Source organism: Nonomuraea sp. NPDC046570, assembly GCF_040645915.1.
Taxonomy (GTDB): Bacteria; Actinomycetota; Actinomycetes; order Streptosporangiales; family Streptosporangiaceae; genus Nonomuraea.
Genome location: NZ_JBEYZF010000036.1, coordinates 23,786 through 49,018 on the forward strand (window position 1 = coordinate 23,786; position 25,233 = coordinate 49,018).

At 69.5% G+C, this 25,233-nt stretch carries 27 protein-coding genes and 1 tRNA gene; 16 read left to right on the plus strand and 12 right to left on the minus strand.

Annotated elements, in window-relative coordinates; genetic code table 11:
• The first annotated feature begins 181 nt into the window (after nucleotides 1–181).
• On the plus strand, nucleotides 182–2,386 hold the full coding sequence (locus ABZ911_RS35830; protein WP_358066506.1) for a transglycosylase domain-containing protein: 2,205 nt from the start codon (nucleotides 182–184) through the stop codon (nucleotides 2,384–2,386).
• Nucleotides 2,387–2,532: 146 nt separating this feature from the next.
• On the opposite strand, the gene ABZ911_RS35835 is transcribed toward ABZ911_RS35830, so the two are convergent.
• Entirely contained in the window at nucleotides 2,533–2,988 is a 456-nt protein-coding gene (locus tag ABZ911_RS35835; protein WP_358066509.1) for a GatB/YqeY domain-containing protein, read from the minus strand.
• An 80-nt stretch (nucleotides 2,989–3,068) separates the two neighbouring features.
• Between ABZ911_RS35835 and ABZ911_RS35840 the strand changes: the two genes are divergently transcribed.
• The 3 genes from ABZ911_RS35840 to ABZ911_RS35850 all read left to right on the plus strand — a co-directional run bounded on the left by ABZ911_RS35840 (nucleotide 3,069) and on the right by ABZ911_RS35850 (nucleotide 5,353).
• On the plus strand, nucleotides 3,069–3,962 hold the full coding sequence (locus tag ABZ911_RS35840) for a metallophosphoesterase (protein ID WP_358066512.1): 894 nt from the start codon (nucleotides 3,069–3,071) through the stop codon (nucleotides 3,960–3,962).
• Nucleotides 3,963–4,026: 64 nt separating this feature from the next.
• Nucleotides 4,027–4,100: transfer RNA gene (locus ABZ911_RS35845), tRNA-Pro, on the plus strand.
• A gap of 242 nt (nucleotides 4,101–4,342) precedes the next feature.
• Entirely contained in the window at nucleotides 4,343–5,353 is a 1,011-nt protein-coding gene (locus ABZ911_RS35850) for an ABC transporter substrate-binding protein (protein WP_358066515.1), read from the plus strand.
• On the opposite strand, the gene ABZ911_RS35855 is transcribed toward ABZ911_RS35850, so the two are convergent.
• Both ABZ911_RS35855 and ABZ911_RS35860 read right to left on the minus strand, forming a co-directional pair.
• On the minus strand, nucleotides 5,350–6,150 hold the full coding sequence (locus ABZ911_RS35855; protein WP_358066518.1) for a transporter substrate-binding domain-containing protein: 801 nt from the start codon (nucleotides 6,148–6,150) through the stop codon (nucleotides 5,350–5,352). The two genes, ABZ911_RS35850 and ABZ911_RS35855, sit on opposite strands and share 4 nt — an antisense overlap.
• Entirely contained in the window at nucleotides 6,147–7,475 is a 1,329-nt protein-coding gene (locus ABZ911_RS35860) for a hypothetical protein (protein ID WP_358066520.1), read from the minus strand. Before ABZ911_RS35860 ends, ABZ911_RS35855 begins: the two co-directional genes overlap by 4 nt.
• 181 nt (nucleotides 7,476–7,656) lie before the next feature.
• Between ABZ911_RS35860 and ABZ911_RS35865 the strand changes: the two genes are divergently transcribed.
• The gene (locus ABZ911_RS35865) at nucleotides 7,657–8,175 is read left to right on the plus strand and encodes a hypothetical protein (protein WP_358066523.1); all 519 of its coding nucleotides are present in this window, start codon (nucleotides 7,657–7,659) and stop codon (nucleotides 8,173–8,175) included.
• Nucleotides 8,176–8,300: 125 nt separating this feature from the next.
• On the opposite strand, the gene ABZ911_RS35870 is transcribed toward ABZ911_RS35865, so the two are convergent.
• On the minus strand, nucleotides 8,301–8,447 hold the full coding sequence (locus tag ABZ911_RS35870; protein WP_358066526.1) for a hypothetical protein: 147 nt from the start codon (nucleotides 8,445–8,447) through the stop codon (nucleotides 8,301–8,303).
• Nucleotides 8,448–8,460: 13 nt separating this feature from the next.
• Between ABZ911_RS35870 and ABZ911_RS35875 the strand changes: the two genes are divergently transcribed.
• Entirely contained in the window at nucleotides 8,461–8,757 is a 297-nt protein-coding gene (locus ABZ911_RS35875; protein ID WP_358066529.1) for a hypothetical protein, read from the plus strand.
• Nucleotides 8,758–8,767: 10 nt separating this feature from the next.
• Here ABZ911_RS35875 and ABZ911_RS35880 read toward each other — a convergent pair whose 3' ends face one another.
• Complete coding sequence (locus tag ABZ911_RS35880) at nucleotides 8,768–9,736, minus strand: alpha/beta hydrolase (protein ID WP_358066532.1); 969 nt, start codon at nucleotides 9,734–9,736, stop codon at nucleotides 8,768–8,770.
• A gap of 234 nt (nucleotides 9,737–9,970) precedes the next feature.
• Here ABZ911_RS35880 and ABZ911_RS35885 point away from each other — a divergent pair, with 234 nt between their 5' ends.
• Nucleotides 9,971–10,477, plus strand: coding sequence for a GNAT family N-acetyltransferase (locus ABZ911_RS35885; protein WP_358066535.1), 507 nt, complete (start codon nucleotides 9,971–9,973; stop codon nucleotides 10,475–10,477).
• 44 nt (nucleotides 10,478–10,521) lie between these two features.
• Here ABZ911_RS35885 and ABZ911_RS35890 read toward each other — a convergent pair whose 3' ends face one another.
• Nucleotides 10,522–11,403 (minus strand): phosphorothioated DNA-binding restriction endonuclease, encoded by an 882-nt coding sequence (locus ABZ911_RS35890; protein ID WP_358066537.1) that lies wholly within the window; start codon nucleotides 11,401–11,403, stop codon nucleotides 10,522–10,524.
• 85 nt (nucleotides 11,404–11,488) lie between these two features.
• Between ABZ911_RS35890 and ABZ911_RS35895 the strand changes: the two genes are divergently transcribed.
• From ABZ911_RS35895 to ABZ911_RS35905, 3 genes are all read left to right on the plus strand, one after another.
• Nucleotides 11,489–11,857, plus strand: a complete 369-nt coding sequence (locus ABZ911_RS35895; protein WP_358066540.1) for a VOC family protein — start codon at nucleotides 11,489–11,491, stop codon at nucleotides 11,855–11,857.
• A 62-nt stretch (nucleotides 11,858–11,919) separates the two neighbouring features.
• A complete protein-coding gene (locus tag ABZ911_RS35900; RefSeq protein WP_358066543.1) occupies nucleotides 11,920–12,699 on the plus strand; it encodes an alpha/beta hydrolase in 780 nt (259 codons plus the stop codon).
• Nucleotides 12,692–13,264: a TetR/AcrR family transcriptional regulator gene (locus tag ABZ911_RS35905; RefSeq protein WP_358066546.1), complete on the plus strand. Its 573-nt coding sequence runs from the start codon at nucleotides 12,692–12,694 to the stop codon at nucleotides 13,262–13,264. The genes ABZ911_RS35900 and ABZ911_RS35905 overlap by 8 nt, the downstream gene beginning before the upstream one ends.
• On the opposite strand, the gene ABZ911_RS35910 is transcribed toward ABZ911_RS35905, so the two are convergent.
• Complete coding sequence (locus ABZ911_RS35910; RefSeq protein ID WP_358066549.1) at nucleotides 13,236–14,282, minus strand: MFS transporter; 1,047 nt, start codon at nucleotides 14,280–14,282, stop codon at nucleotides 13,236–13,238. The two genes, ABZ911_RS35905 and ABZ911_RS35910, sit on opposite strands and share 29 nt — an antisense overlap.
• Before the next feature lie 143 nt (nucleotides 14,283–14,425).
• Between ABZ911_RS35910 and ABZ911_RS35915 the strand changes: the two genes are divergently transcribed.
• The 3 genes from ABZ911_RS35915 (at nucleotide 14,426) to ABZ911_RS35925 (ending at nucleotide 17,142) form a co-directional block, all read left to right on the plus strand.
• Nucleotides 14,426–15,298 carry a DUF4429 domain-containing protein gene (locus ABZ911_RS35915; RefSeq protein ID WP_358066553.1) on the plus strand — a complete coding sequence of 291 codons (873 nt, stop codon included), beginning with the start codon at nucleotides 14,426–14,428 and terminating at the stop codon, nucleotides 15,296–15,298.
• A gap of 35 nt (nucleotides 15,299–15,333) precedes the next feature.
• Nucleotides 15,334–16,209, plus strand: coding sequence for a diacylglycerol kinase family protein (locus ABZ911_RS35920; protein WP_358066556.1), 876 nt, complete (start codon nucleotides 15,334–15,336; stop codon nucleotides 16,207–16,209).
• Between the two features lie 207 nt (nucleotides 16,210–16,416).
• Nucleotides 16,417–17,142: a glycosyltransferase family 2 protein gene (locus ABZ911_RS35925; RefSeq protein WP_358066559.1), complete on the plus strand. Its 726-nt coding sequence runs from the start codon at nucleotides 16,417–16,419 to the stop codon at nucleotides 17,140–17,142.
• A 6-nt stretch (nucleotides 17,143–17,148) separates the two neighbouring features.
• Here ABZ911_RS35925 and ABZ911_RS35930 read toward each other — a convergent pair whose 3' ends face one another.
• A complete protein-coding gene (locus ABZ911_RS35930; protein WP_358066562.1) occupies nucleotides 17,149–17,676 on the minus strand; it encodes a DUF6886 family protein in 528 nt (175 codons plus the stop codon).
• Nucleotides 17,677–17,799: 123 nt separating this feature from the next.
• On the opposite strand from ABZ911_RS35930, the gene ABZ911_RS35935 reads away from it, so the two are divergent.
• Together ABZ911_RS35935 and ABZ911_RS35940 are read left to right on the plus strand one after the other, a co-directional pair.
• Nucleotides 17,800–18,240, plus strand: coding sequence for a hypothetical protein (locus ABZ911_RS35935; RefSeq protein WP_358066564.1), 441 nt, complete (start codon nucleotides 17,800–17,802; stop codon nucleotides 18,238–18,240).
• 110 nt (nucleotides 18,241–18,350) lie between these two features.
• The gene (locus ABZ911_RS35940; protein ID WP_358066567.1) at nucleotides 18,351–20,240 is read left to right on the plus strand and encodes a nitrate- and nitrite sensing domain-containing protein; all 1,890 of its coding nucleotides are present in this window, start codon (nucleotides 18,351–18,353) and stop codon (nucleotides 20,238–20,240) included.
• Between the two features lies 1 nt (nucleotide 20,241).
• On the opposite strand, the gene ABZ911_RS35945 is transcribed toward ABZ911_RS35940, so the two are convergent.
• Genes ABZ911_RS35945 through ABZ911_RS35955 form a run of 3 tightly spaced genes read right to left on the minus strand, consistent with a single transcriptional unit; the run spans nucleotide 20,242 to nucleotide 22,430 of the window.
• A complete protein-coding gene (locus ABZ911_RS35945) occupies nucleotides 20,242–20,700 on the minus strand; it encodes an NUDIX hydrolase (RefSeq protein WP_358066569.1) in 459 nt (152 codons plus the stop codon).
• 57 nt (nucleotides 20,701–20,757) lie between these two features.
• Nucleotides 20,758–21,636: a hypothetical protein gene (locus ABZ911_RS35950; RefSeq protein WP_358066572.1), complete on the minus strand. Its 879-nt coding sequence runs from the start codon at nucleotides 21,634–21,636 to the stop codon at nucleotides 20,758–20,760.
• 35 nt (nucleotides 21,637–21,671) lie between these two features.
• Entirely contained in the window at nucleotides 21,672–22,430 is a 759-nt protein-coding gene (locus ABZ911_RS35955) for an MBL fold metallo-hydrolase (RefSeq protein ID WP_358066575.1), read from the minus strand.
• 211 nt (nucleotides 22,431–22,641) lie between these two features.
• On the opposite strand from ABZ911_RS35955, the gene rho reads away from it, so the two are divergent.
• Nucleotides 22,642–23,751 carry a transcription termination factor Rho gene (gene rho, locus ABZ911_RS35960; protein WP_358066578.1) on the plus strand — a complete coding sequence of 370 codons (1,110 nt, stop codon included), beginning with the start codon at nucleotides 22,642–22,644 and terminating at the stop codon, nucleotides 23,749–23,751.
• Here rho and ABZ911_RS35965 read toward each other — a convergent pair.
• Nucleotides 23,741–25,111 carry a hypothetical protein gene (locus ABZ911_RS35965; RefSeq protein ID WP_358066581.1) on the minus strand — a complete coding sequence of 457 codons (1,371 nt, stop codon included), beginning with the start codon at nucleotides 25,109–25,111 and terminating at the stop codon, nucleotides 23,741–23,743. The two genes, rho and ABZ911_RS35965, sit on opposite strands and share 11 nt — an antisense overlap.
• Between the last annotated feature and the right edge of the window lie 122 nt (nucleotides 25,112–25,233).

Consider the following 25,233-nt stretch of genomic DNA (forward strand, 5'->3'; position numbering starts at 1 on the left):
CAACAAGACGTTCGGGCCGACAGACCCCGGCAGGACCAATTTCTCGCGTGAACCTTGACCGGGAATGACTAGTCACCCCTCCCAGTCAAGGCGAAATGGTGTCCAGTTACCGATTAGCCCACCCATTCGTCGTAGTCTTGGCTCTGTGCAAGCTCAGGGCAAAGATCAGTCGAACCCGATCGTGAACCTCGCGCGCCTGCTCGCCGCCGCCACGGCGGCCGGCGTCCTGACGGCGGCGATCGCCTTGCCGGCCGTCGGCGGCGTGGGCCTGACCGCCAAGTCCACGACCGAGTCGCTGTCCCTCAAGCCCGAGAACCTCGACGAGCCCCCGCTCTCGGAGAAGACCGAGCTGTTCGACGCCAACGGCAACCGGATCGGCCAGTTCTACTACGAGAACCGCGAGTCGGTGAAGCTGGAGCAGATCGCCCCGATCATGCAGACGGCCATCGTCTCGATCGAGGACTTCCGCTTCTTCGAGCACGGCGCCATCGACCTGGAGGGCACCGGCCGCGCGCTGCTGAAGAACGTCACCGGCGGCGGCGTCGTCCAGGGTGGCTCGTCGATCACCCAGCAGTACGTCAAGCTGGTGCTGTTCAACAGCGCGGAGACCAAGAAGGAGAAGCTCGCGGCCATCGCGCCCACGGTCTCCCGCAAGCTGAACGAGCTGCGCTACGCGATGGCGATCGAGGCGAAGTACACCAAGAAGCAGATCCTGGAGAAGTACCTCAACATCTCCTACTTCGGCGCCGGCGCGTACGGCATCCAGGCGGCCTCCAAGCGCTTCTTCAACAAGCCCGCCGCCAAGCTCAGCACCGTCGAGGCGGCGACGCTGGCCGGGGCCGTGCAGAACCCCAACGCGACTGACCCGAACCTGGGCAAGACCGAGCGGGCGGCCCTGCTGCACCGCCGCAACCTGGTCCTCGACCGGATGGCCCAGCTCGGCAAGATCACGCCGGCCGAGGCCGTCGAGGGCAAGAAGGCCAAGCTCGGCTACAAGGGGACCAAGATCCCCGGCGGCTGCGAGGAGAGCCCGTACCCGTACTTCTGCCTGTACGTCAAGAACGAGATCCTCACCAACGAGGAGTTCGGCAAGACCCCCGAGGAGCGCGAGAAGCTGCTCCAGCGCGGCGGGCTGAAGATCAAGACCACCATCAGCCCGAAGATGCAGGCGGCCTCCGAGCGGGCCATCAAGCGGCGGGTGTCCACCAAGGACAAGCCGGTCGCCGCGCAGGCCATGATCGTTCCGGGCACCGGTGAGATCAGGGCGATGGCCGCCAGCCGCGAGTTCGGCGACAACAAGAAGAAGAACGAGATCAGCTACAACCTCGTCGCCGACAAGAAGCACGGCGGCGGCACCGGGTTCCAGCAGGGCTCGACCGCCAAGTCGTACACGCTGGCCACCGCCCTCGAAGAGGGCATGAAGTTCGGCGACGGCAACAACACCGGCAAGACCTACGACATCCCCACCAACGCCAACTCCCCCTTCCGCGACTGCAAGGGCAACCGGGTCGGCGAGACCCACCAGGTCTTCAACTCCAGCGAAGGCGGCGGCGGCTTCAAGACCCTGCAGACCGGCACCTGGGGCTCGGTCAACACCTTCTTCATGAAGCTCGAGGAGAAGGTCGGGCTCTGCAAGGTCGTCAAGATGGCCGACAAGCTCGGCATCGAGCGCGCAGACGGCCGCAGGCTCGTCGAGGTGCCCACCTTCACCCTCGGCGTCAACGAGATGGACCCGGTCACCGTGGCCAACTCCTACGCCGTCTTCGCCTCGCGCGGCCAGTACTGCAAGCCGATGGCGATCACTGAGATCAGCAACCGCGCCAACAAGACCAGGACGATCAAGCCCAAGTGCAAGCAGGTCATGGACGAGGAAGTGGCCGACGCGGTGAACCACGTCCTGTCCGGCGTGTTCACCAAGGGCACCATGCGGGAGGTCGGCGGCATCGGCCGGGACGCGGCGGGCAAGACCGGCACCACCGACGGCTACACCGCCGCCTGGTTCGCCGGGTACACCCCCAACCTGGCCTCCGCGGTCAGCATCGGCGACCCGCGCGGCGCCTTCAAGTACGACCTGACCGGCGTCACCATCGGCGGGACCTACTACCCCTACGTGTACGGCGCGTCCATCTCCGGACCCATCTGGAAGGAATCCATGATGAAGTCCCTGGAGGGCGTCGAGAAGACCTCGTTCTTCGCGCCGAACAACGAGCGGTTCGGCGGCTGCTCCGAGAACTGCGCGCCGAAGCCACCGAAGAAGAACAAGGACCGCGGCGACCGGTTCGGCCCGTGGGGCGACGAGCCGCCGGGCCACGACGACAGCACCCGGGACACCGACGGGCCGATGGACATCTTCGACAACGGCGGGGCGATCGTCCCGAACAACTGACCCGAACGTGAGAAGGGGCCTCCTCGACAGGAGGCCCCTTCTCACGTAACGGCGCGGTACCCCCGCGCCCGAGTGGCGTCGACCGGGCGGGCGCCCGCCGGCGGCGGCGCGGGGAGGGTGACCCCGGCGGCAGCCGTACCCGCTGGTCAGCCGGCCAGGCGCGAGCGGACCGCCTGGGCGACGCGGCCGCCCTCGGCGCGGCCCGCGACCTTCGGGTTGACGACCTTCATGACCTGGCCCATCGCCTGCGGGCCCGAGGCGCCCGTCTCCGCGATCGCCTCGTCGACCAGCCTCGCCAGCTCCTCGTCCGAGAGCTGCGCCGGAAGGTACTCCTCCAGCACCGCCTGCTCGTCCAACTCCGCCTGCGCCTGCTCGGTACGGCCCGCGTTGCCGAACGCCTCCGCGGCCTCCCGTCGCTTCTTGGCCTCCTTCGTGAGGACCTTGACGATCTCGTCGTCGGAGAGCTCCCTGGCCGATTTGCCCGCGACCTCCTCGACGTTGACCGCCGCCAACGCCATCCGGATCGTCCGCAGCCGGATCTCGTCCTTGGCCTTCATCGAGGCCGTCAGGTCGGCCTTCAGCTTGTCCTTCATTGCGCTCATGCGCTCCATCTTGCCGTCTCGGCAGGTCCGGCGTTCGCTTCGACGGGCATCCACCCTCGCTTCTCGGGCATGATGGACACGTGAGGAAAGCTGCCGCAGTCCCCTTGTCCCTGCTCGGCCTCGGCCTGGCCGGTCTCGGCTACGCCTCGGTCATCGAGCGCAACTCCTTCCGGCTGCGCCGCTTCGACCTCCCTGTGCTCGCCCGCGGACAGCGGCCTGTCCGCATCCTGCACCTGTCCGACCTGCACCTCACGCCCGGCCGGCGGATGCTGATCAACTGGGTGCGCTCGCTCGGCGAGCTGGAGCCCGACCTCGTCGTCAACACCGGCGACTCCATCGCCCACCCCGAGGCCGTCCCCGCGCTCCTGCACGCCCTGGAGCCGCTACTGCCCCGCCCCGGGCTGTTCGTGTACGGCTCGAACGACCTGTACGCCCCCAAGCCCAAGAACCCCGCCCGCTACCTGTGGCGCACCTCCAAGACCGACCGCCGCCAGCACGTGCCCACGCTGCCCTGGCGGGAACTCGGCGAGGGCATGGCGGCCGAGGGCTGGCTGGACATGAACAACTCCACCGCCCGCGTCAAGATCGGCGACCTTGACGTGGCCGTGGCCGGCATCCACGACTCGCACATCGACCGCGACCGCTACGACCTCGTCGCCGGCCCCGCCCCCGCCGATGCCGACCTGCGCCTGGGCGTCATGCACTCCCCCGAGCCGCGCAACATGACCCGCTTCGCCGCCGACGGCTACCAGCTCCTGCTCGCCGGTCACACGCACGGCGGCCAGCTGTGCATCCCGTTCTACGGGGCTCTGGTGACCAACTGCGGCATCGACAGGGCCCGGGTGAAGGGCGTGAGCCGCCACGACAGCGCCTGGCTGCACGTGTCCGCCGGGCTCGGGACCAGCCCTTACTCACCGGTGCGGTTCGCGTGCTTCCCCGAGGCGTCCCTCCTCACCCTGGTTCCCCGCCGCTGACGCGTCACAACCACCCTCGAAGTCCGCTAGACTTTCCCAAGCACGTGCAAGACGGTAGTGCAACCGGGGTGTAGCGCAGCTTGGCAGCGCGCTTCGTTCGGGACGAAGAGGCCGCAGGTTCAAATCCTGTCACCCCGACCCGATAGATGCAGGTCAAGGGCCTGATCGCTGGAGACAGCGGTCGGGCCCTTGATCGTTTGACCGCCGCCAGGGTCACCGACCGGTTGTCTTGATCGGCGCGGAACGAACGAGCAGCCCCTCGCGCCATGACCTCGGCCCGGTAGGTCAGCCAAGCTGAGATCAGTTGCGTGACTCTCGTGGCGGAGTGTCGAATGGGAGCGGCACACGGGCGAGACGTCGGCGAACCCCTTGGAGGGGCAATGAGGCCGTTAGCCATCGCGTTGGTAGCGGTCCTGATGGTCGCGGGCTGTTCGACGCCGAGGCGGGACAAGATCACGGTCGCGTGCGGGGCGAGCGAGCGATGGTGCGCGATGATGGTCAAGAGGTTCTCCGATTCCACCGGCGTGGAGGCCGACTTCGTCCGGCTGTCGAGTGGAGAGGCACTGGAGCGGATCAAGGCGGCCAGGGCACGGCAGGAGTTCGACGTCTGGCATGGCGGTCCGGCCGACTCCTATGTGGCCGCCAAGAGTCAGGGGCTGCTGGAGCCGTACAAGTCCGAGAAGTCCGGTGAGATCCGGCAGGAGTGGGCAGATCGGGAGTACGCCTGGAGTGGGATCTATGCCGGTGTGCTGGCCTTCTGCAACAACACCAAGGAGCTGGCCAAGCGGGGTATGCAGCCGATCCGCTCGTGGCGGGAGCTGCTGGATGAGCGGTTGCGCGGCGGCGTCGCGATTGCCCATCCGGCCACGTCCGGAACCGCCTACACCGCCCTGTGGACGCATGTGGAGCTCAGCGGCGGAGATCAAGACGCGGCGCTCGGCTTCATGCGCAGCCTTCACGCGAACGTGCTGAGATACAACTCTTCCGGCAGTGCTGCCGCCGTGCAGGCGGCCAAGGAGGAGGCGGCGGTCGGCGTCGTCTTCTCCCATGACTGCGTCGCCGCCCAGGAGCAGGGCTATCCGAACCTGCAGGTGACCTTCCCGCAGGAGGGCACCGGTTACGAGCTCGGCGGCCTGGCCGTGCTGGCCGGGGCCCACAACCCCGACAGCGCACGCAAGTACGTCGACTGGGCGCTGAGCGGAGCGTCCCAGCGGCTGGGGCCGCTGGTGAAGTTCTACGCCCTGCCCACCAACACCAAGGTGCCGGCGCACTCCAAGGCGGCCGACCCGGCGACGGTCAAGCTGGTCTCCTACGATGTGGAGGTCGCCGGGGGCGCCAAGCAGGCGCTGGTCGACAGGTTCAGCGCGGAGATCGCCGCGCCGCCCGCCTAGGAGCAGCCCTCGAACTGCGGAACCGAGACCACCGACAGGTCAATGCCTGACCTGCCGAACCACTTGTCCAGCAACATGTGCGCCGTGCCGTCCTGGTACATCTGGGTGATGGCCCGGTTGAGCTCCTCACAGCCGTCGACGTCGCCCTTGCGAACGCCGATCGACGTGCGTTGCTCGTTGAAGGTCGCGCCGACCAGGTGCAGGTCGACGCCCGGCTTGGTGAGCAGCCCTGCCAGGATCTGGCTGTTGGTGGAGATGGCGTCGATCCTGCCGTCCTTGATCATCTCGAGGCAGACGTTGTAGTCGGGTGCCGGGACGGCGATCGCCTTGACCCGGCGCTCGTCGACGATCCGCTGGGCGATGTTCGTGCCACGCACCCAGCAGATCTTGCGGCCCTCCAGATCGCGGACGTCGCGGATGACGCCCTTGTCGGCCGGCTGTACCGCGATGTCCTGGAAGTCGACGTGGTACGGCCCGGCGAAGTCGATCACTTTCTTCCGCTCCGGGGTGACCGACATGTGGGCGAAGACCAGGTCGGCACGCCCATCCGTGAGCACGGTGAGCTGGTCGCCGGCCTTGATCTCCAGCCAGCGGATCTGCTTGCCCAGCCGGGAGATGAGATCCTCGGCCACGTCGATGTTGAAGCCGTCGTAGGCGCCGTCCTGCCCTTTGAAACTGATCAGCGGGACGTCGGAGCGGATGGCGACGACCAGCTCGTCGTTGTCCATGAAGGATTCCGGCCGAGCGGCGCTGCAGGCGGTGAGCAGCAGGATCAGGCAGATCAGCAGTTTCCTCACCGGTACTCCCTGAGTCGTGGCCAGACGCCGACCAGGATGAGCAGGGCGCCGGCGGCCAGCCCGGCGGGGATCCACCGCCACAGTGTCTCCAGGGCTCCGTCGCCGCTGTCGATGGCGCGCTCGAAGTCGGACTCGTGCCGCCGGACCAGCTCCTCCAGCGCCTTGTCGTAGCTTTCGTAGGCCTGGGTGAGCTCGCCGTCCCAGAACTTGATCGCCGCTTCGCCCGACATGGTCCGCATCCGCGCGTCGGCCTGCTGAAACCTCTGGTAGACGGCGAAGAGTCGTCCCCGGTCCTGGCCCGTCAGGCTGCCGAGGAGTCCCTGGAAGTTCGCATGCAGCTTGCTCTGGTAGTCGGGCAGGCTGGTGGACTCGACGGCCGCGATCGTCCGGGACTTGTCCAGGAAGGTGTGTTCGTAGGTGTCCTTGCGGAAGCGGTCGAGCAGGTAGCGGCTCTGGTCTCCGTGCATGCTCTTGCTGATCGCCCGTGCTCTGGTCAGGGTGAGCACCGAGTCGAACCCGCGGCGCTTGGCCTCCTCCAGTGCCTGGCCCTGCCGGTTGAGCAGGGCCGTGCCGGTCACCAGACCGGCCGCGGTGAGCACGGTGGCGACCACCAGGGCCGGCGCGAAGACCCGGCGGAACCTGCTGGTCAGGTAGGCCTGCAGGCCCAGCAGGCAGGCCAGCGCGAGCAGTCCGGTGACGATGACGGCGGAGCGGGCCAGCGAGGTGGTCGAGCGCTCGGCGTCGTGCGCGCGCCTGACGATCGTCCCGGTTTCCAGGGTCAGGTTGTACGCCTGGGGGAGCAGTTCGCGGTGCATGAGGTCAGTGGCCTTCTGATAGGCCTCGACCACGGTGTCGGGCGGCTGTCCCGCGGTGTGCCTGGATTGCGTGTCCAGCAGCCGGGCCTGGGCCGCCAGCCGTTCGTAGCGGCCCAGCCCCTCGATCAGCGACTCGACCGTGCGTTGTTCGACGGGGTTGTCCAGGGCCAGCCGGTAGGCCTTGAGCAGGCTCTCGGAGATCTCCAGCCGCCGCTGGTCATAGCTGGTCAGGTCGGTCTGCTGCTGCGGGCCGTACTCCCTGCCCAGCAGCAGGGTCTCGGCCACCAGCGCGTCCATCTCCGACATCTGCCGGTGCAGGCCCGTGGTGGCGAGCACCTGCGGCCCGGCTTCATGCCCGATGGTGCGCAGGCTGGAGCCGGTACTCGCCGCTCCGGCCAGGATCGCGGCCAGCAGCAGCGCCAGCGTCAGCAGGGACAGTACGGCCAGCGTGCGCACCCGCCCGGAGACCGACTCCTTGCGCCGGACCGGAGGCGTCACCGTCACCGTCATGGCCTGCTCCGGCGGGAGACACCGGGATCGTTGGTGTGCACCGCGCCTCCCGAGATCGACTCGTGCTGGGAAATCGAGCATGGCCGCGGGCACGGCAGGTCCGCAAGACGCACGCACGAAACGAAGCGGATGGCGCTGAAGCTGAGGCTGCTCACCCACTCCCCCCACCGAAAGGACCTTTGTGTCCACGATTTCCTTTGTTCTGCGTACGGCTTCCGCAGCGAGCCTGGCCTTGGGGCTGTTCCTGAGCGGCTCCCTCATCGAGGCCCCGGCCCATGCCTCGGCCCAGCAAGCCCCCTGCGCCGGCAAGCCCATCGGCCGGATTCAGATCACCGTTACGGGCAGTGGCCAGTCCATGAAGGGGGCCTTCCTGCACGTCTACCGCAATGGCAGCCGGGTCTGCGCCTTCACCAACACCAGCGCGGTAGCCGAACGCTTTTCCAAGGACATGGAAGTATCCCTGTGGGCGTGTGGCCGCACTGCCGACGAGTGCCGCAGGCTTCACCCGTGGGGCAACAACAGCCCGTCCCCGCGTGCCGAAGACACCGTGTACAACGCGAGCATCCGGACCAAGGCCGTCTCCATCCTCGCCGGCGACCGCTGCATCCAAGCCTGGGGCCAGGTCGGGTTCACCGACCGCTCTCGCGGCATCGGGTACATGGGATACGGGTACAGCGCCATCTCCTGCCCTCCTCACTAGAGGGCGATCCGGCAGGCTGGCCAGGGCGGCGCGGGGCTTCCGGGACGAAGAGGCCGCAGGCTCAAATCCTGCCGATGGATGAAGGTCAAGGACCTGATCGCTGGAGACAGCGGTCGGACCCTTGATCATTGTGGAACGACGTGGGCCACCATCCGTTCCATGCGCGCCATGTCGAGGTAGCCGTGCCGGTAGAGACGCTGGATCACGAGCCGCATCGGGCTGCCGCCCCAGGCGACCGACCTGTCGATCTTCGGTGCGGCCGGGCAGCTCAAGGTGCCGCACGCGGTGACCCTGCACGCGATGCAGGTGCTGCCGCTGCTGGCCGGGGTGCTCGCACTGTCCGCCTGGAGCGAGGTCGCGAGGGTACGGCTGGTCGCCACCGCGACCGCGGGTTACGGCGGGATGGTGCTGGTCAGCGTGCTGCAGGCGGCGCAGGGGCTGGCCCCCGGCGACCTCACGGTGGTCTCGGACGTACTACTGGTGACGAGCGTGACGGCCCTGGCGGTGTCAGGGCTGGCCGCACTCAGCCGCCTGTCGAGGACGCGGCTGAGCGAGGCCGCCCGATTGCCAGGGCATAGCTGATCGACAGTGCTCAGTCGTGAAGTGCCTTGCGCAGGGAGGTGATGGCCAGTTCCATCGCGGTCTGGTTGGCGTGGGTGTCACGCAGCAGGTCGACCATGGCGAAGTCGTGCACCATGCCCGCCAGCCGTACCGCCGTCACCTCCACGCCCGCCTCGCGCAGCTTGGCCGCGTACGCCTCGCCCTCGTCGCGGAGCACGTCCGCCTCGCCGTTGAGGACCAGCGCGGGCGGCAGGCCGCGCAACTGGTCCTTGCTCGCGCGCAGCGGGGAGGCGTAGACCTCGGCGCGCTGGGCCGGGTCGGTGGTGTACTGGTCCCAGAACCACTTCATGCCGTCGCGGTTGAGGTAGTAGCCGGTGGCGAACTGGCGGTAGGACTCGGTGTCGAAGTCGGCGTCGGTGACCGGGTAGAACAGCACCTGGGCGACCACGTTCACGTCCCCGCGGTCCTTGGCCATCAACGCCAGCACGGCCGACATGTTGCCGCCGACCGAGTCACCGGCCACCGCCATCCGGGCGGGGTCCAGGTTCTTCTCCGGGCCGTGGTTCATCACCCATTGGGCGGCGGCGTAGTTCTGCTCGATCTGGGTCGGGTACTTGGCCTCCGGAGCGCGGTCGTACTCGGGGAAGACCACGGCCGCGTGGGTGCCGACGGCCAGCTCCCGGACCAGCCGATCGTGGGTGAGGGCCGAGCCGAACACCCAGCCCGCGCCGTGAATGTAGAAGATGACCGGCAGTGTCCCTGTGGCGCCCTTCGGCTTGATGATCCGTATCGGGATCACCCCGGTCGGTCCGCCCCGCACCTGGATCCACTCCTCGTCGACGTCCGGCTTGGGCACGCTCGGGTCCGACTGCAGCTTCTCCAGCACTTCCCTGCCCTGCTCGGGCGGGAGCTCATAGATGAAGGGTGGCTTGGAGTTGGCGTAGGCGAAGTCCTGTGCGGCCTTCTCCAACACGACCTTCTTGCTGATGGTACTGGTCACTGCTCTTCCTCCTCGGAGGAGCCGACGAACGTATATCGGCAGACCGGAACGGATTTGCTGCGCTTCATACCCCGCCCGTCAATCCCCCTGTTCCCCCGACACAAGACTTAGCCGACGTTCGACCCAAACAAGGACAATTCCCCACGCCTCCATTCCTCGGCGAACGGCTTGCGGAAGGGCGGGAATGCCGAGGTCAGCGGTGCCGTGCGCGCCTCGGATCGGTAGGGTCGCGGTATGCCCGAATTGATCGCGCCCACCGCCCGTCTGCACGCCGCCTGGCTCGAGGCCCGCGACGATTGGGGTCCCGGTGTTCACGAGGATGGTTTCGGTCTGCGGCCGTCCGACGAGGTCGACTCGCCGGACGGGTTCGCGTCCTGGGTGGCGCGACTGGCCGACGAGACCGGCCGGGTGCGTTGTACGTACCGATGGATCGTCGAGGGCGACCAGGTGCTCGGCGGGATCGCGCTGCGGCACGAGCTCAACGACTTCGTGCTGCGGGCCGGCCACATCGGCTATGGCATCCGGCCGTCCGCGCGCCGGCGCGGGCTGGCCACCTGGGCGCTGGGCCGGATGCTCGACGAGGCGTCGGTTCTCGGCCTGGACCGAGTGCTGATTGTCTGCGAGGTCGACAACGCCGCCTCAGCGAAGACGATCGAACGCCACGGCGGCATCCGCGAGGACGCCCGAGAACACGACACCATGCGGCGCTACTGGATCAAGATCGGCGAGCCGAGCGCGTAACCCCCGGCACGCGGCCGCACCAGGGTGCCACAGCAGCGGTCTCCCTAGGCCGCACGGGAAGGCTGACGGAAGACCTGGCGGGCGTGCCAGTCGATGTGTGGGAGGTCGACGCGGTCGAGACCCGGCTGGGGGTCGCGGACCGGGCGTCCGCTGAGGGACCTGACCATGGACTCGGCGACGGCCGTACGGCCGACGAACCTGGCGGAGACGCTGATGGTACGCCCGGGGGTAAGGCCGAGAACGCCCTTGTCGAACAGCTTGTGGTGCAGCACGCACAGGCACAGCGCGTTCGCCAGTTCGTCAGGCCCCTGGAAGGCCCACCAGCGTACGTGCGCGGCGTCGAGCCCGACCGCGGTGCCGTCCAGCCAGCCGTCGTACTCGCAGAACGCGCAGCAGTACTCGTACGCCATGAGGACCTGCTCCCGGAACGCGCGGTCCCGGCGGGCCACCGCGATCACGGCGGGGGCGGGGCCGAGTTCCAGCGAGAGGCCGGTGCGCCGGCAGATGTCGGGGTGCAGGGACGGCTCGAAGTTCGCGTCGAGGAGGAGCCTGGCCAGGTGGGCGACCAGCCGCGAATCGGCGGTCAGCGCCCGGACCAGGTCGGGGTGCAGGCGACCGGACGCCTGGCTCTGACGCAGTCGGCCCAGCTCCGAGCCGGGGCTTCCCGGGCCGTTCACGGTGTCGACCAGCCAGACGCCGTCGGAGGTGAGATGGTGGAACGGATAGCCGGGGCTGGTGTCGCGGGGCGGGCCGAACTCCTTGAGTAGGCGCTTCAGGTCGGCTTCCGCCGTACTGAACGGGATCGGTGTGCCGCCGTCGCACTGGAACCGTCCGAGGGCGTAGAGCAGCAGGAGTGGCTTGTGCGGTGCCCGTTCCCCGTTCCGCGACCATCGCTTGATGCCGGCGATTCGCTCGGTCCAGTCCATAGGGCGTCAGTGTAAACAGATCTTCAGGACGGTCGCGGACATCGCGAGAGCGAGGCGTGATCGCTATGCGCAGAAGGGAGTGGCCGTGGTCATCGGTCTCCAATGTGTCGTGCTGGACTGTCCCGTTCCTGGGGAGTTGGCCCAGTTCTATCAGGCGCTTCTCGGGGGCGATGTCGATCGCCCCGATCCCCGCTGGACGTTGACCGACGACTGGTCCACGCTGCACACCGGCGCGGGCTGGGTGCTCGCCTTCCAGCGCGTGGACGACTACCGCCCGCCGCGATGGCCCGATCCCGTCCACCCCAAGCAGTTCCATCTGGACATCGGCGTCGAGGATCTGGACGAGGCTCAGAAGCTGGCGCTGGAGGCGGGGGCCGCTCTGCTGCGGGACGAGGGCGGGTGGCGGGTGTTCGCGGATCCGGTCGGGCATCCCTTCTGTCTTGTACGGGAGTGACGGGCGGCGAGAGATCGAAGACGGGGTTGGCATTTCTGGCTAATGGCATTAGCTTAGCAGCTATGAGCATTCTCGAAGTTCCGGGTGGGCGGCTGGCGTACGAGGTGACCGGGCAGGGCCCGCTGGTGGTGTGCGCGCACGGGATGGGTGACAGCCGGGCCGCGTTCGGATCGCTGACGCCGCTGCTGGTCGAGGCGGGCTACCGGGTGGCGTCGCTGGACGTGCGCGGCCACGGCGAGTCGAGCACCGGCTGGTCGGACTACTCGCAGAGCGCGGTGGCCGGGGACATCCTGGCGCTGGTCCGGCACCTGGGCGGGCCCGCCATCCTGGTCGGAAGCTCGTCGAGCGCCGGAGCCGTGCCGATCACCGCCGCCGAGGCGCCCGAGGAGGTCGAGCGGGTGGTGCTGATCGGCCCGTTCGTCGGCAAGCCGCAGCTGAGCCTGTTCCTCAGGCTGATCCAGGGCGCCGTGATGGCCTCCCCTACCCTGTGGACGATGTACTACAAGACCCTGTTCCCGACGGCCAAGCCCGGCAAGGAGTACATGCGGGCGATGAAGCGGACGCTGCGCGAGCCGGGGCGCATGGCGGCGGTCAGCGGAGTGGTCGCGCCCGCGCCCGTCCACTGGACCGACCGCGCGGGCGAGGTGCGCTGCCCCGTCCTGATCATGATGGGCACGAAGGACCCGGACTTCCCGGACCCCGCCGCGGAGGCCCGGCTGGCCGAGGACCTGCTGGCGGACGCGCGGATCACGATGATCGAGGGCGGGGGCCACCTGCCGCACGCCGAGCTGCCCGAGGCGACCTTCGCCGCGATCGACGCGTTCCTGGTCAAGCATGCCTAGGGCCGGGCTGACCCCCGCGTCCGTGGTCGAGGCGGCGCTGCGGGTGGTGGACGAGCAGGGCGGCGAAGCGCTCACGCTGGCGGCCGTGGCCGCGCGCACGGGCGTCGCCACCCCCTCCCTGTACAAGCACGTGCGAAACCTCGCCGAGCTGCGCGAACGGGTCGCGCTCAGGGCGATGGACGAGATGGCCGTCGTGCTCGGCGAGGCGGTGATGGGCCGCAGCCGCGACGAGGCGGTGGCGGAGCTCATGCGCGCCTGGCGGCGGTACGCGGTGGAGCATCCGCACCGCTACGCGGCCATCCCGCCGTCCCCCCTGCATAACTCCGAGCTGGAGGCCGCCGGAAGGCGGATGATCGGCGTCATCCTGGCCGTGCTGCGCGGGTACGACCTCGACGGCCCGGCCGCCATCCACGCCACCCGGTGCCTGCGCGCGGCGGCGCACGGCTTCGCCACGCTGGAGTCCTCCGGCGGCTTCCGCCTGCCGGAGGACCTCGACGAGACGTTCGAGCAACTGATCGCGATGGTCGTGGCCAGCCTCACCCCCTCCGCAACCCCACCGCGATGACCAGGTACGGCACCGCCGCCACCACGAAGATCAGCCGCGGCGCCGCCCACACCGAGCCCAGCGCGTAGCCCGCGAACGTCAGCACCGCCACCGCCTCCCCGCCGAGCCCGGCCATCGAGGTCACGGTGGCCCGCGCGCCGTCGTCGATGCCGTCCTGCAGCCGCGCCTCAGCCGCGATCATGGCCCACTGGAACACCCCGAACGCCACCGCGACCGGCACGAACCCGGCCGGACTCCCGGTCGCCGCGCCCGCCGCCATGCCCAGGGCGCCGAGCGCGAGCACGGGACCGGCCGCCCGCGAGCCACGGCCCGCGTACCAGCCGCCCACCGTCATCGCGGCCGTGACCATCACCTCGAACAGCGGCACCACGGAGGTCGCCACGCCCGTCCCCTTGACCAGCAGCGGCAGGTACTCGTCCAGCGCGGTCACCCCGGAGACCACCGAGACGATCACCAGGGCACGCAGCACGTGAGGCGAGCGCCGTACCTGGGCCAGACCGTGGCGCAGGACCTGCGTGGAGGAGGGCTCGCCCGCCCGTGACTCCGGGAGGGTGCGGGCGACGGCCGCGCCCAGGACGCACACGGCGACGCTGGCCACGCCGAGCGCCTGGTATCCGCCGAGCGCGTGCGCGGGAGCGGCCAGCGCGCCGGCCACCATGGTCGCGATGGTGCCGAGCGCGACCGACCGGCCCAGCAGCCGGGTGTACGCGTCCTGCCTGCCCGTCCTGGCCAGTTCCTCGTAGACCAGCGCCTGCAGCGTGCCGGAGCGCATGGCGCTGCCGGCGCCCCACAGGACGAAGCCCGCGGCGAAGGCGGGATAGGACGGGACGAAGGTCCACAGCGCGAATCCGGCGCCGATCACGAGCGGCGCGAGCACCAGCAGGAGCCTGCGGGAGACCCGGTCGGCCAGCACGCCGGAGGGCACCTCGAGGACGACCCCGGTCACCGACCAGAGCACGAACAGTGAGGAGATCTGCGCGGGCGACAGCCCGGTGTCGGCGAACAGCAGCGCGTACACCGGGTAGAGCAGGACGAGGTCTTCGAGGAACGAGTAGGCGTAGAGCCTGGAGTCAAGTGAAGATCAATGTCGCCATGTCATGCTCGCACTCTACGACTTTCGTACGCTGAGGAGAACAGCCCCCGACGGCTAGGATTCCGGATATGGCCGAGGTTCTGGTTAAAGACGGCTCCTGGACGTTCGACGGCCGTACCTTGCGCATCGTGCCCGCCCGCGAGCGCAGTGTGCACAAGCTGCGTCAGGCGCTCGGCGAGCTGGCGGTGCCGCTGGAGGCCATCGCGGGCATCTCCTACGAACCGGCCCGCAAGGGCGGCCGGTTGCGGTTGCGGCTGCGCGAGGGGGCGGATCCGTTCACGCAGGCGGCGGGCGGCCGGATCCCGGACGCGGCCGACCCCTATCGGCTCAGCATCGACGCGAGCCGTACCGGGGCCGCGCAGTATTTCACGGACGAGGTGCGCAACGCCCTGGTCATCGAGCAGGTGCCGGGCGGGCCGTCGGATCGTTATCTGATGCAGGGGCCCGGCGTTCCGCTGACCGCCTCAGGGGGTGACGGGACGGCTACGTTCGACGGGGAGACGATCCGCCTGGAGTGGAACTGGATGGCGGACGAGGAGAAGCGTTCCCTGGGGGCGCGGCAGATCGCGCTGCGGGACCTGCTCGGCGTGGAGTGGACGCCGTCGGCGAGCCTGGAGAACGGGAACGTGCGCTTCCGGGTCCGCGGCGCCGTCAGCAAGGTCGAGCCCAAGCACGACCCGAACTGCCTGCAGCTGTGGGGCTTCGACAAGGAGGTCAGGACCGTCTCGATCCTGCTGGCCGCCATCGTCGCCCGGCTGCCGCACCCCGCCGAGCCGCAGGTGGTCGAGGAGGCGCCCCCACCCCCGCCCGGTGAGCCGGAGCCCGGCGAGTCCGACGTGCTGCTGCGCCGCCTGCGCGAGCTGGGCGAGCTGCACCGCGACGGGGTGCTGACCGAGGAGGAGTTCGCTCAGGCCAAGCAGTCCCTGCTTCGCCGCCTGTGAGCATGAAGAGGCGCTGACCGGGTAGCCGGACGGCTGTGAAAACGGTCGCGGTCATCGCCCACAGGAAGAAGTCCCTCGGCGGAGGGCTCGACGAACTGCGCCGCCTGATCAGCGAGGAAGACGTCGGCGAACTGCTCTGGTACGAGGTGCCGAAGAGCAGGAAGGCGCCGAAGAAGGCGCGCGAGGCGGTCGACGAGGGCGCCGAGCTGATCTTCGTCTGGGGCGGCGACGGTACGGTGCAACGCTGCGTCGACGCGCTGGCCGGATCGGACGTGCCCATCGCGGTCGTGCCCGCGGGCACCGCGAACCTGCTCGCCCAGAACCTCGACATCCCGCACGACCTGCCCGAGGCGGTCCGCATCGGCTTCCACGGCCGGCACCGGCGGCTCGACCTCGGCCGCCTGAACGGCGAGCACTTCGCGGTGATGGCGGGCGCCGGGCTGGACGCCCAGATGATCGCCGACGCCGACGGGGGACTGAAGGAACGGCTGGGGAAGCTGGCCTACCTGTGGACGGGTCTCAGGCATGTCGGCGGCAGCGCCATCCGGATGAAGATCAAGATCGACGGCGTGAAGTGGTTCGACGGCGAGGCGAGCTGCGTACTGCTGGGCAATGTGGGGACGATCACCGGCGGCGTGCGGGCGTTCGACGACGCCCGTCCCGACGACGGCTGGCTGGAGGTCGGGGTGGCGACGGCGGCCAGCGGGCTGGAGTGGATGCGCCTGCTCACGACGATGAGCACCGGGCGCTCCGACCGCTCACCCTTCGTCCGGATCACCAGGGCCAGGAAGGTGCGCGTCAAGCTGGCCGCGCCCAGGACGTACGAGCTGGACGGCGGGGCCAGGGACACCGCGCGGGTACTGCGGGCCGAGGTGGTGCCGGGCGGTGTCACCGTGTGCGTGCCCGGATAAGGCCCAGATTTCCTGACAGCAACGCATATATTCGGACACAAGTCAAGGTCAGATTGTCTCGACACTTAACCACCCAGATGAACCATGGGTTACAAGCACAAATCACCTCTAAGCATGGCTTATTCGGCCATGCCCCGGGTTAGAGATCTGATCGTTTTGCAAGGGGATGTCAAGCGGATTGCAGGCGCTGTCGCAGACCTTGGTCACATGAACAATGGCCCGTTCGCCCCCACGGTCACCGTGGTGGTACCCGCACTGAACGAAGCCCAGAACCTTCCTCACGTCTTCGCGACCCTGCCCGACTGGATCGACGAGGTCATCCTGGTCGACGGCAACTCCACCGACGACACGGTCGCCGTCGCCCGCCGGCTCCGCCCGGACCTGCACGTCGTCACGCAGACCAGGCGCGGCAAGGGCAATGCCCTGACCGAGGGGTTCGCGGCCGCGAAGGGCGACATCATCGTCATGATCGACGCTGACGGGTCCACCGACGGCCGGGAGATCTTCACCTTCGTGACCGCGCTGGTCGAGGGCGCCGACTTCGCCAAGGGCTCACGGTACGCCCCCGGCGGCGGCTCCGACGACATCAGCGTCCTGCGCTCCCTCGGCAACAAGGCCCTGACCTTCGCCACCAACCTGCTGTACGGCACCCGCTACACCGACCTGTGCTACGGCTACAACGCGTTCTGGTCCCGCCACCTGGACGCGCTGGACCTCGACTGCGACGGCTTCGAGATCGAGACGCTGATGAACGTCAGGGCCGCCAAGGCGGGTCTCACCATCGCCGAGGTGCCCAGCCACGAGCGCTGCCGCATCCACGGAGCCAGCAATCTGCATGCCGTACGGGACGGGTGGAGAGTGCTGAAGACGATCATGCGGGAGCGGGTGCGGGGCACGGCGCGCCCCAGGGCCGAGATCGCTCTGGCCAAGTGACCGGCCTCAACGCCTGGCGTTGCGCAGGCGTATCCCGCTGAACTCCAGCGTGCTCGCCGTCACCTGGTTCCAGAAGGGCCAGAGGTTGTCGAGCACGCGGAGCTGGATCCCGGCCTCCTCGTGCAGTTCGATCAGGTCGGAGACGGGTTCGGGCGGGCCGAGTGGCTCGACGGGCACCTGGGCGACGACCGCGTGCGGCGGGTCGCCGATGGGCTCGAAGTCGGCGGCGGGCAGCCGGTAGGCGTACAGCCGGACGTCCATGATCGCCTTCAGCCAGGCGTACTCGACCGCGTGCACCCGTTCGCCGCAGCCCGCGCCGATGATCCGCTCGACGTCCCCCGGCGTCGTGCGCGGCCCCCTCCAGGCCATCGCGCGCGGGCACTGGCGCGGAAACCAGTAGTCGGGGCAGCGGTCGCCGTCGACCGCCCACACGTACGGCGTGCCGATGACGCTGGTCCGAGCGACGTGCGGGACGAACCGCGTGATGGTCGGATCCTCCGAGAAGTGCAGCACCTGGCCCGCATCAGGTCTCATGGCCTCATCCTCGCCCCACCCGGACCGGCACACCCCGCCACGGCATTCAAACTCTCTCGATCTTTACGGAATATCCCTCTCCTCTACGGGCAGTGGGGGTTGGCCCGAAGAGAGGTGATTTCAATGATCGTGTTGGGTCTGATCCTGATCCTGCTCGCGACCGGAGCGATCGTGCTGATCTCCCTGGAAGAGAGCACGACCGCGTCGACCGCGTCCCTTACCGTTTTCGACTACACCTTCCAGCCCAACCACCTGGAGATGTACCTGGCCGGCGCGGCGACCGCCGGGGTGCTGCTGCTCGGCCTGGCCATGATCGGGTCCGGCTACCGGCGCTCCTCGCACCGCCGCCGGCAGATGCGCGAGGCCCGGGTGGAGGCGCACGACCGGGTGGCGCGGCTTGAGGACGAGAAGCGCCGGCTGGAGCGGAAGCTGACCGAGAGCGAGACGACCCCGCAGGTGCCGCGCCAGCACGACGGCGGCACGCCGCCCCCTCCGCCGCCCTCCGACGACCGGCTGGTGGCCGGCCCCGCCACGCACCGCCGCCCCGGGGAACCGCGCGTCTGACCTGCCCTCCGCCCCGCCGGCGGGGCGGAGAATCGCAGGAGACCAGTGAAACCACGCAAATGGGGTGTAATCTGCGAGGCGATCTCATCGTGAACCCCCAGCGAGGTCGCATGAACAGGCGTGGCCGGCCGATCGCCGTCAAGCTCCTCGTCCTGCTTTTGGTGCCCCTGATGTCGCTCGTCGGCCTGTGGGCGTTCGCCGCGGGACTGACGGGCGGCGCCGGCCTGCGCCTGCTGGAGATCGACAACCTGGTCACCAACCTCGCCAACCCCGCCGAGCAGATCAACATCCAGCTCCAGCGCGAGCGGCTGGTCTCCGTCGAGTACCTGGCCGGACGCCAGAAGGAGGCCGTGATGACCGGCCAGCGGGCCGTGACGGACCAGAGCGTCGCGATGTTCCGCGGCCTGGCCAGCCGGCAGCGGGACGTCTCCCCGGAGATGGCCGCGCAGCTCAGCGAGCTGACCAGCGAGCTCGACCGGATCCCGGAGATCCGCGCGAAGATCGACGAGCGGGACGCGGGCATGCTGCAGGTGGTCAGCACCTACAGCAGGACCGTCGACGCCACCTTCCGCATGTACGACCAGATGGTCCTGGTCTCCGACGTCTCGCTCTACCGCCAGGCCAGAGCCGTCAACATGATGGGCGAGGCCAAGGAGATGCTGTCCAGGGAACGCGCGGTGCTCGTCGCCGTGATCGCGGCCGGCAAGGTCGGCGACGCCGAGCGGGCGATGTTCGCGGAGCTGGTCGCCACCCGGCGGCTGCTGTACGCCCAGGCGCTCAACCACCTCGACCTGAGCCTCCGCGACTCCTACGCGCAGCTCGCCAACACCCCCGTCTACCTGGAGTTCATCAGGGCCGAGGACGCCGTGCGCGGCCCCGCGAGCAGCACCGGCCTGCCCGCCGCCGCGGTCACCTGGACCGACGACGGCGACAACCTGTGGGCCGTGGTCGAGCGCCACCAGTTCGAGGCCGTCCAGAGCATGACCAAGCGGGTCACCCCCGCGGCGGCGAACATCCTCATCAAGATCGGCGTGGCCGGCGGCCTGGGCCTGATCGCGGTCGTCGCCTCGGTCCTGCTCTCCCTGCGCTTCCGGCAGCGCCTGGTGCAGGAGCTGGCGGGCCTGCGCGACGCCGCCACCGAACTGGCCGACGTACGGCTGGCCGGCCTGATCGAACGCCTCCGCAAGGGCTCCGGCCCCGTGGAGGGCCGGGCCGCCCCCCTGGACGTGCAGGCCACGACCAGCGAGGTGCTCGACATCGTCCAGGCGTTCAACGGCGTCCAGTCCACCGCGGTCGACGCGGCCATCGGCCAGGCCCGGCTGCGCGAGGGCGTCAGCAAGGTCTTCGTCAACCTGGCCAGGCGCAACCAGTCGCTGCTGCACCGCCAGTTGCTGCAGCTCGACGACATGCAGCGGAACACCGAGAACCCCGACACGCTCGAGGACCTGTTCAAGCTCGACCACCTCACCACCCGCATGCGCAGGCACGCGGAGAGCCTGATCATCCTGTCCGAGCAGACGCCCGGCCGGGGATGGCGCAACCCCGTCGCGATCGTCGACGTGCTCAGGGCGGCGGTGGCCGAGGTCGAGGACTACTCCAGGATCGAGGTGCCGCAGCCGCCCAAGGTGTCGCTGGCCGGTCCCGCCGTCACCGATGTCGTCCACCTGATCGCCGAGCTGGTGGAGAACGCGACCATGTACTCGCCGCCGCAGACCAGGGTGGACGTCCGCTGCGTCGTGGCGCCCGGCGGGCTGGTCATCGAGATCGAGGACCGCGGCCTCGGCCTGCAGCGGGCCGAGCTCGACCAGCTCAACGAGCGGCTGGGCGACATGCCGGAGTTCGACCTGGCCGAGAGCGACCGGCTCGGGCTGTTCGTGGTGGCCAGGCTGGCGGCCAGGCACGGCATCCGGGTGTCCCTGCGGTCCTCGCCGTACGGTGGGGTGTGCGCGACGGTCATCCTGCCCGCCAAGCTGCTGGCCGCGCAGCCCGCGCTGGCCTGAGCTAGCCCGCCGGGGGCAGGTAGAGGCTGGCGCCGTCTCTGCGGGCGGTGCCCGCCGCGCGCAGGCGGTCGTACAGGTGCGGCGGGAGCAGGCCCTTGGACTCCTCCTCGGTGAAGAAGCCGTAGTCGTCGAGCTCCTCGGCCTGCAGCCGTACCGGGGCGTCGACCTCCACGATCCCGCAGTCGAACAGGAAGTGGATCAGTGGGAACGGCTGCTCCGGGAGCTGCCCCCACTGCACGGTCAGCAGCCTGCCGACGGGCAGCGACAGTCCGAGCTCCTCGGCCACCTCCCTGGCGCACGCCTGCGCCGGGTGCTCGCCCTCGTCGATGTGCCCGCCCGCGAACGACCAGTGATCGCGGTAGTTGGGTTTGACCAGCAGCGGCCTGCCCTGCGGATCGGTGATGTAGGCGCCCGCGCCGGCGACCACCTTGTTCAACGACGCCCAGAAGTCATGGTCCACTCGCTCAACTTAAGCGAGGGGGTACGGCTCACGCGAGCCGTACCCCCTCGCTCGGGGTCAGCCGACCACCTGCAGCAGACCCAGCGTCTTGGCCTTGGCGTCCTCCTCGACGCGCTGCACTTCCTTGCCCGCGCGGTCGAGGACGACGAGCGTGTGGTGGGCGGGGCCCTGGACGCGGACCACCAGGCGGCCGTCGGGCAGGTACAGGGCGCCGATGAGCGTGCCCTTGACCGCGACGGGCAGCTTCCTGCCGGTGACCAGGTCGACCACAACAGGCTTGAACGCGGTCGGCCAGCTGCCGTCGCCCAGCGTGTCGGGGTTGGCCGGGAACTCCACCACCGCGTTGCGCCCGTCCGGCGACAGGCTCTGCACGTGGGTGGCCAGCTTGATCCCCTTGGCCTTGACCGCCTTGCCGGTCTTCACGTCGAGCCGGTAGACGCCGTTCGCCTCGCCCGTGTAGCCCGCGATGTACCGGCCGTCGGCGGACCAGGCCAGGTGGCAGACGCCCTTGGTGGCGCCCGCCCTGGTGGCGCCGCCGCCGTCGGCCTTGACGATCGTGACCGTCTCGTCCTTGGCGTACGCCAGCCGCGTGGAGTCGGCCGACCAGACCGGGGTCAGGCATGGCGTGCCGCCCTGCAGGCCCGTGGCGACGGTCCTGAGCCTGCCGTTCTCGCGCACCTGCAGCTTGCCGCCGATGGTGACCCAGGCGACCTTCCTGCCGTCGGGCGAGGCGGCGAACTGGGCGGCGGACTTCGAGGCGCCGAGCGTCTTCCAGCCCTTCGCCGGGTCGTGCTGACTGATCTGGTAGCCGTTGACGTACCCGCCGTAGACGGCGGTGCCGGTCAGCGGCTTCGGTACGGCCTCGGCGGACGCGGCCGTGGTCGGCAGGACGAGGGCCGCGCCCAGGAGGACGCCTGCCAGCACGCGATGCTTCATGAATTCTCCCGTGGATCGGTTGCCGCCATGATTGTTCAGGATCGGGAGCCCAAATCCACGAAGGGTTCGGGAAAGTGTCCTGTGCCGAGGATCGCCCCTTCCGCGCGCAGCCCCGCCAGCACCTCGGCGCGGGAGCGCGCGGCCAGCTCCTGGTCGTGGTCGTAGGCGTAGCGGACCTGGGGGTCGGCGAGCTGCACGGGATGCAGCACCAGGTCGCCGGTCATCGCCAGCTCGCCGAGCCGGGCGATCTGGTGGCCTGGCGTGTGCCCGGGCGTGAGCTGCACGTGCAACCCCGGCGCGACGTCCCGGTGATCTCCCGCCACCACCCTGAGCCGGTCCGCGAGCGGCCCGACCACCTCTTCCTGTATGGCCGGAGCCACCTCGTCCAGCTCCGCCCGCTGCACCACATACCAGGCGTTGGGGAACAGCGGCTCGCCGTTCACCACCGCGCCGCTCGCGTGGTCGCTGTGCAGGTGGGTGAGGATCACGGTGTCCACCTCGGCCGGGGTCACGCCCGCGGCGGCCAGCTCGCTCTCCAGCACGCCGGGCACGGGGGCCCAGCTCGCGGCCGGGGAGTTCTCGCCGCCGATGCCGGTGTCGACGAGGGCGGTCCAGCCGCTGTCCGCCCGGAGCAGGTAGCAGTGGAAGTGCAGCACCCACGGCTCGTCGAAGCCCTCGGGCGAGCCGGGGAAGAGCCGGTCGAAAGGCTTGCTGATGGCCTGGCCCATGGGCCCGACGGCGTCACAGAGCGGCGTCACCTCGACACCGGCGATCGTACGTGATCTATGCGGCATTCGCTCAGACTAGGCCGCCTGGTCGGGGGGTCGGGAATAGACCGTTCGTGCCGGGATGTTGTCCGTAGCGTCCAGGATTTCCTGTGATATGTTCCGAAATGAGACGTAGAGCGCGAGCTCCGTCCCATCTCCCACTCGCTCGCCCGTGTTGAGGGCCGGCGATCTGTCTTCTTTCTCGCCCTCTGCGGCGTGCCCTCGAGGAGGGTCCCCCATGTCTGTTCAAACCATCCCCCGCCCCCGTACCACCACGTCCGCCAAGCAGGTCAGCGGCCTGCTCGACCTGCGGGACAAGGTCGCGTTCCTGCGTTCCGGCTTCCAGCCGGCCGGCGACGACCTGCGGATCCCGTCCGACCGCGCCAGGCAACTCGGCCTGCGCAACGGCGACCTCGTCGTCGCCACCGTCGCCGGCGGCAAGCTGCTCGGCGTCGAATCCGTGAACGGCTCGGCCGACTGGCGGCACCGCCCCCACTTCGCCGAGCTCACCCCCGTCCACCCCCGCGAACGGCTGCGCATCGAGACCGATTCGCTGACCACCCGCCTCGTCGGCCTGTTCGCCCCCATCGGCAAAGGCCAGCGCGGCCTGATCAGCGCCCCGCCCAAGGCCGGGAAGACCATGGTCCTGCAGGCGCTCGCCGACGGCATCACCCGCAACCACCCCGAGATCCATCTCATGGTCGTCCTCGTCGGCGAGCGGCCCGAAGAGGTCACCGAGATGCGCGAGTCCATCCGCGGCGAGGTCGCCGCCTCCACCTTCGACCGGCCCGACCGCGACCACGCGGCCGTCGCCGAACTCGCCGTCGAACGCGCCAAACGCCTCGTCGAGAACGGCCAGGACGTGGTCCTGCTGCTCGACTCGCTCACCAGGCTCGGCCGCGCCTACAACAACCTCGCCCCCGGCGGCGGCCGGGTGCTCACCGGCGGCATCGACGCCGGAGCCCTCTACCCGCCCAAGCGCTTCTTCGGCGCCGCCCGCAACCTGCGCGAGGGCGGCTCGCTGACCATCCTCGCCACCACCCTCGTCGAGACCGGCTCGCGGATGGACGACAGCCTGTTCGAGGAGTTCAAGGGCACCGGCAACATGGAGCTGCGGCTCAGCCGCGCCCTCGCCGAACGCCGCCTGTACCCCGCCATCGACCTGGAGGCCTCCGGCACCAGGCGGGAGGAGATCCTGCTGCCCGCCGACGAGCAGGCGATCGTGTGGCGGCTGCGCCGCATGCTGGGCGCGCTCGACAAGCAGCAGGGCCTCGAACTGCTCAGGGACAAGCTCCGCGAGACGCCCACCAACGCCGCCTTCCTGCGCGAGGCGTCGATCAGTACCTGACCGTCTTCTTGGAGTCGCCCGGATACACCATGATCAACCATTGCTCCGAGGGCGCGGGATCCTTGGTCTCGTCGTAGTACTCCTCCTCCGGCAAGGCCCGCATGTGCAGCCTGATGCGGTAGTTGCCCGGCCCGCCCACCGTGAGATCGGGCAGTTCCCTGTTCGTGTCGGTGAAGCGCAGATCGCCCAACGTACTCGTGTAGCCGATCTCGACCACCACGTCCCAGCCCTTCTTCTCCACCGGGGGGCGTTGGCGGTAGGACTCGCCGGTGACGCAGATGACGCTCATTTCGGTGACGGGCGAGATCGCGACATTGCCGGGCGTCGCGGCGATCACCATGCCGGTTTTCAGCAGATCGGCCGCCAGCTCGCCGGACGGCTCGTCCTCGTAGGTGTCGATGCCCCACTCTGTCGAGAAGTACTCCTTGGCCTGCCTGACCGGGCGGGCCCGGGGCTTGTGCTGCGGCAGCGAGGCGCACGCGGCGCGCCTCCCGGCCAGCCAGTTCTCCTGTTCGAGCCGGTGCTTCTCGATGTTGGCCTCGTCGCCGCGCACCATGACCGGGCAGATCTGCCGGGTCGCCCCCAGGATCTTCCTGCCCTCCTCCCCCTTGGCCGCGCCCTTGACCGCCTTGGCCGTGGCGTCACCGCCGTGCCTGGTGGCCAGCTCGCACAGGCCCCGGCCGTAGGCGAGGAGCCGGGCGTCGGGCATCGTCTCGACCCCCGCGTGATGCCAGTCGCTGACGCGGGCGTCGCACAGGAACCGCCACTCCGCCGCCGAGAAGCCCGCAGCGGGCGCTCCGGGACAGGCGTCGGCGTCCGGCACGGTGACCCTGCCCGAGGCCGCGTCCGCCTCCGTCACCAGCACGACCACCAGCAGGACACCGGCCGCGACCACGGGCCTGGGCAACCGGCGCGACCGGAGGCGCACCGCGAGCAGCATCAGCGACGCGACGACGACCTCCACCACGCGATGCCCCTGGTTCGGCCACGCGTACGGCCCACCCCAGAAGGGCAGGCAGTCGGGCTCGATCAGTGCGTCGAGCGCGAACACCCCCAGCCGCCACCCCGACGCGAGCACCACCGGCACCGCGATCACCCTCACGAGCACCCTGCCCGCCCTGCCCGCCTTCCACCAGAGCAGGAACCCAACGAGTACGGCGGGGAGCATCCCGTACCAGTACAGGGGCACGAAGGTCTTCACATAGAGCGGCAGGTCGATCCAGCCGCCGCTACGCAGGCACCCTCCTGGACCGAGGACGACATAGCCGGATCGACTCTCCCCGACCATCTGCCACACCCACCGCGCCAAGGCCAGCCCCAGCGCCCCGGCCCACAGCCTTAATGAAGATCGTCGCGACACGGTAGGCCACTGTAATGACGCGCCGGCCTTCTATGGCCCGCCCGCGAGCACACCACCTTCCTCGCCACGTAACGGCGGCCCGCCCGTGCGCACGAGTGGCGTCGACCGGGTGGGCGGAGGTG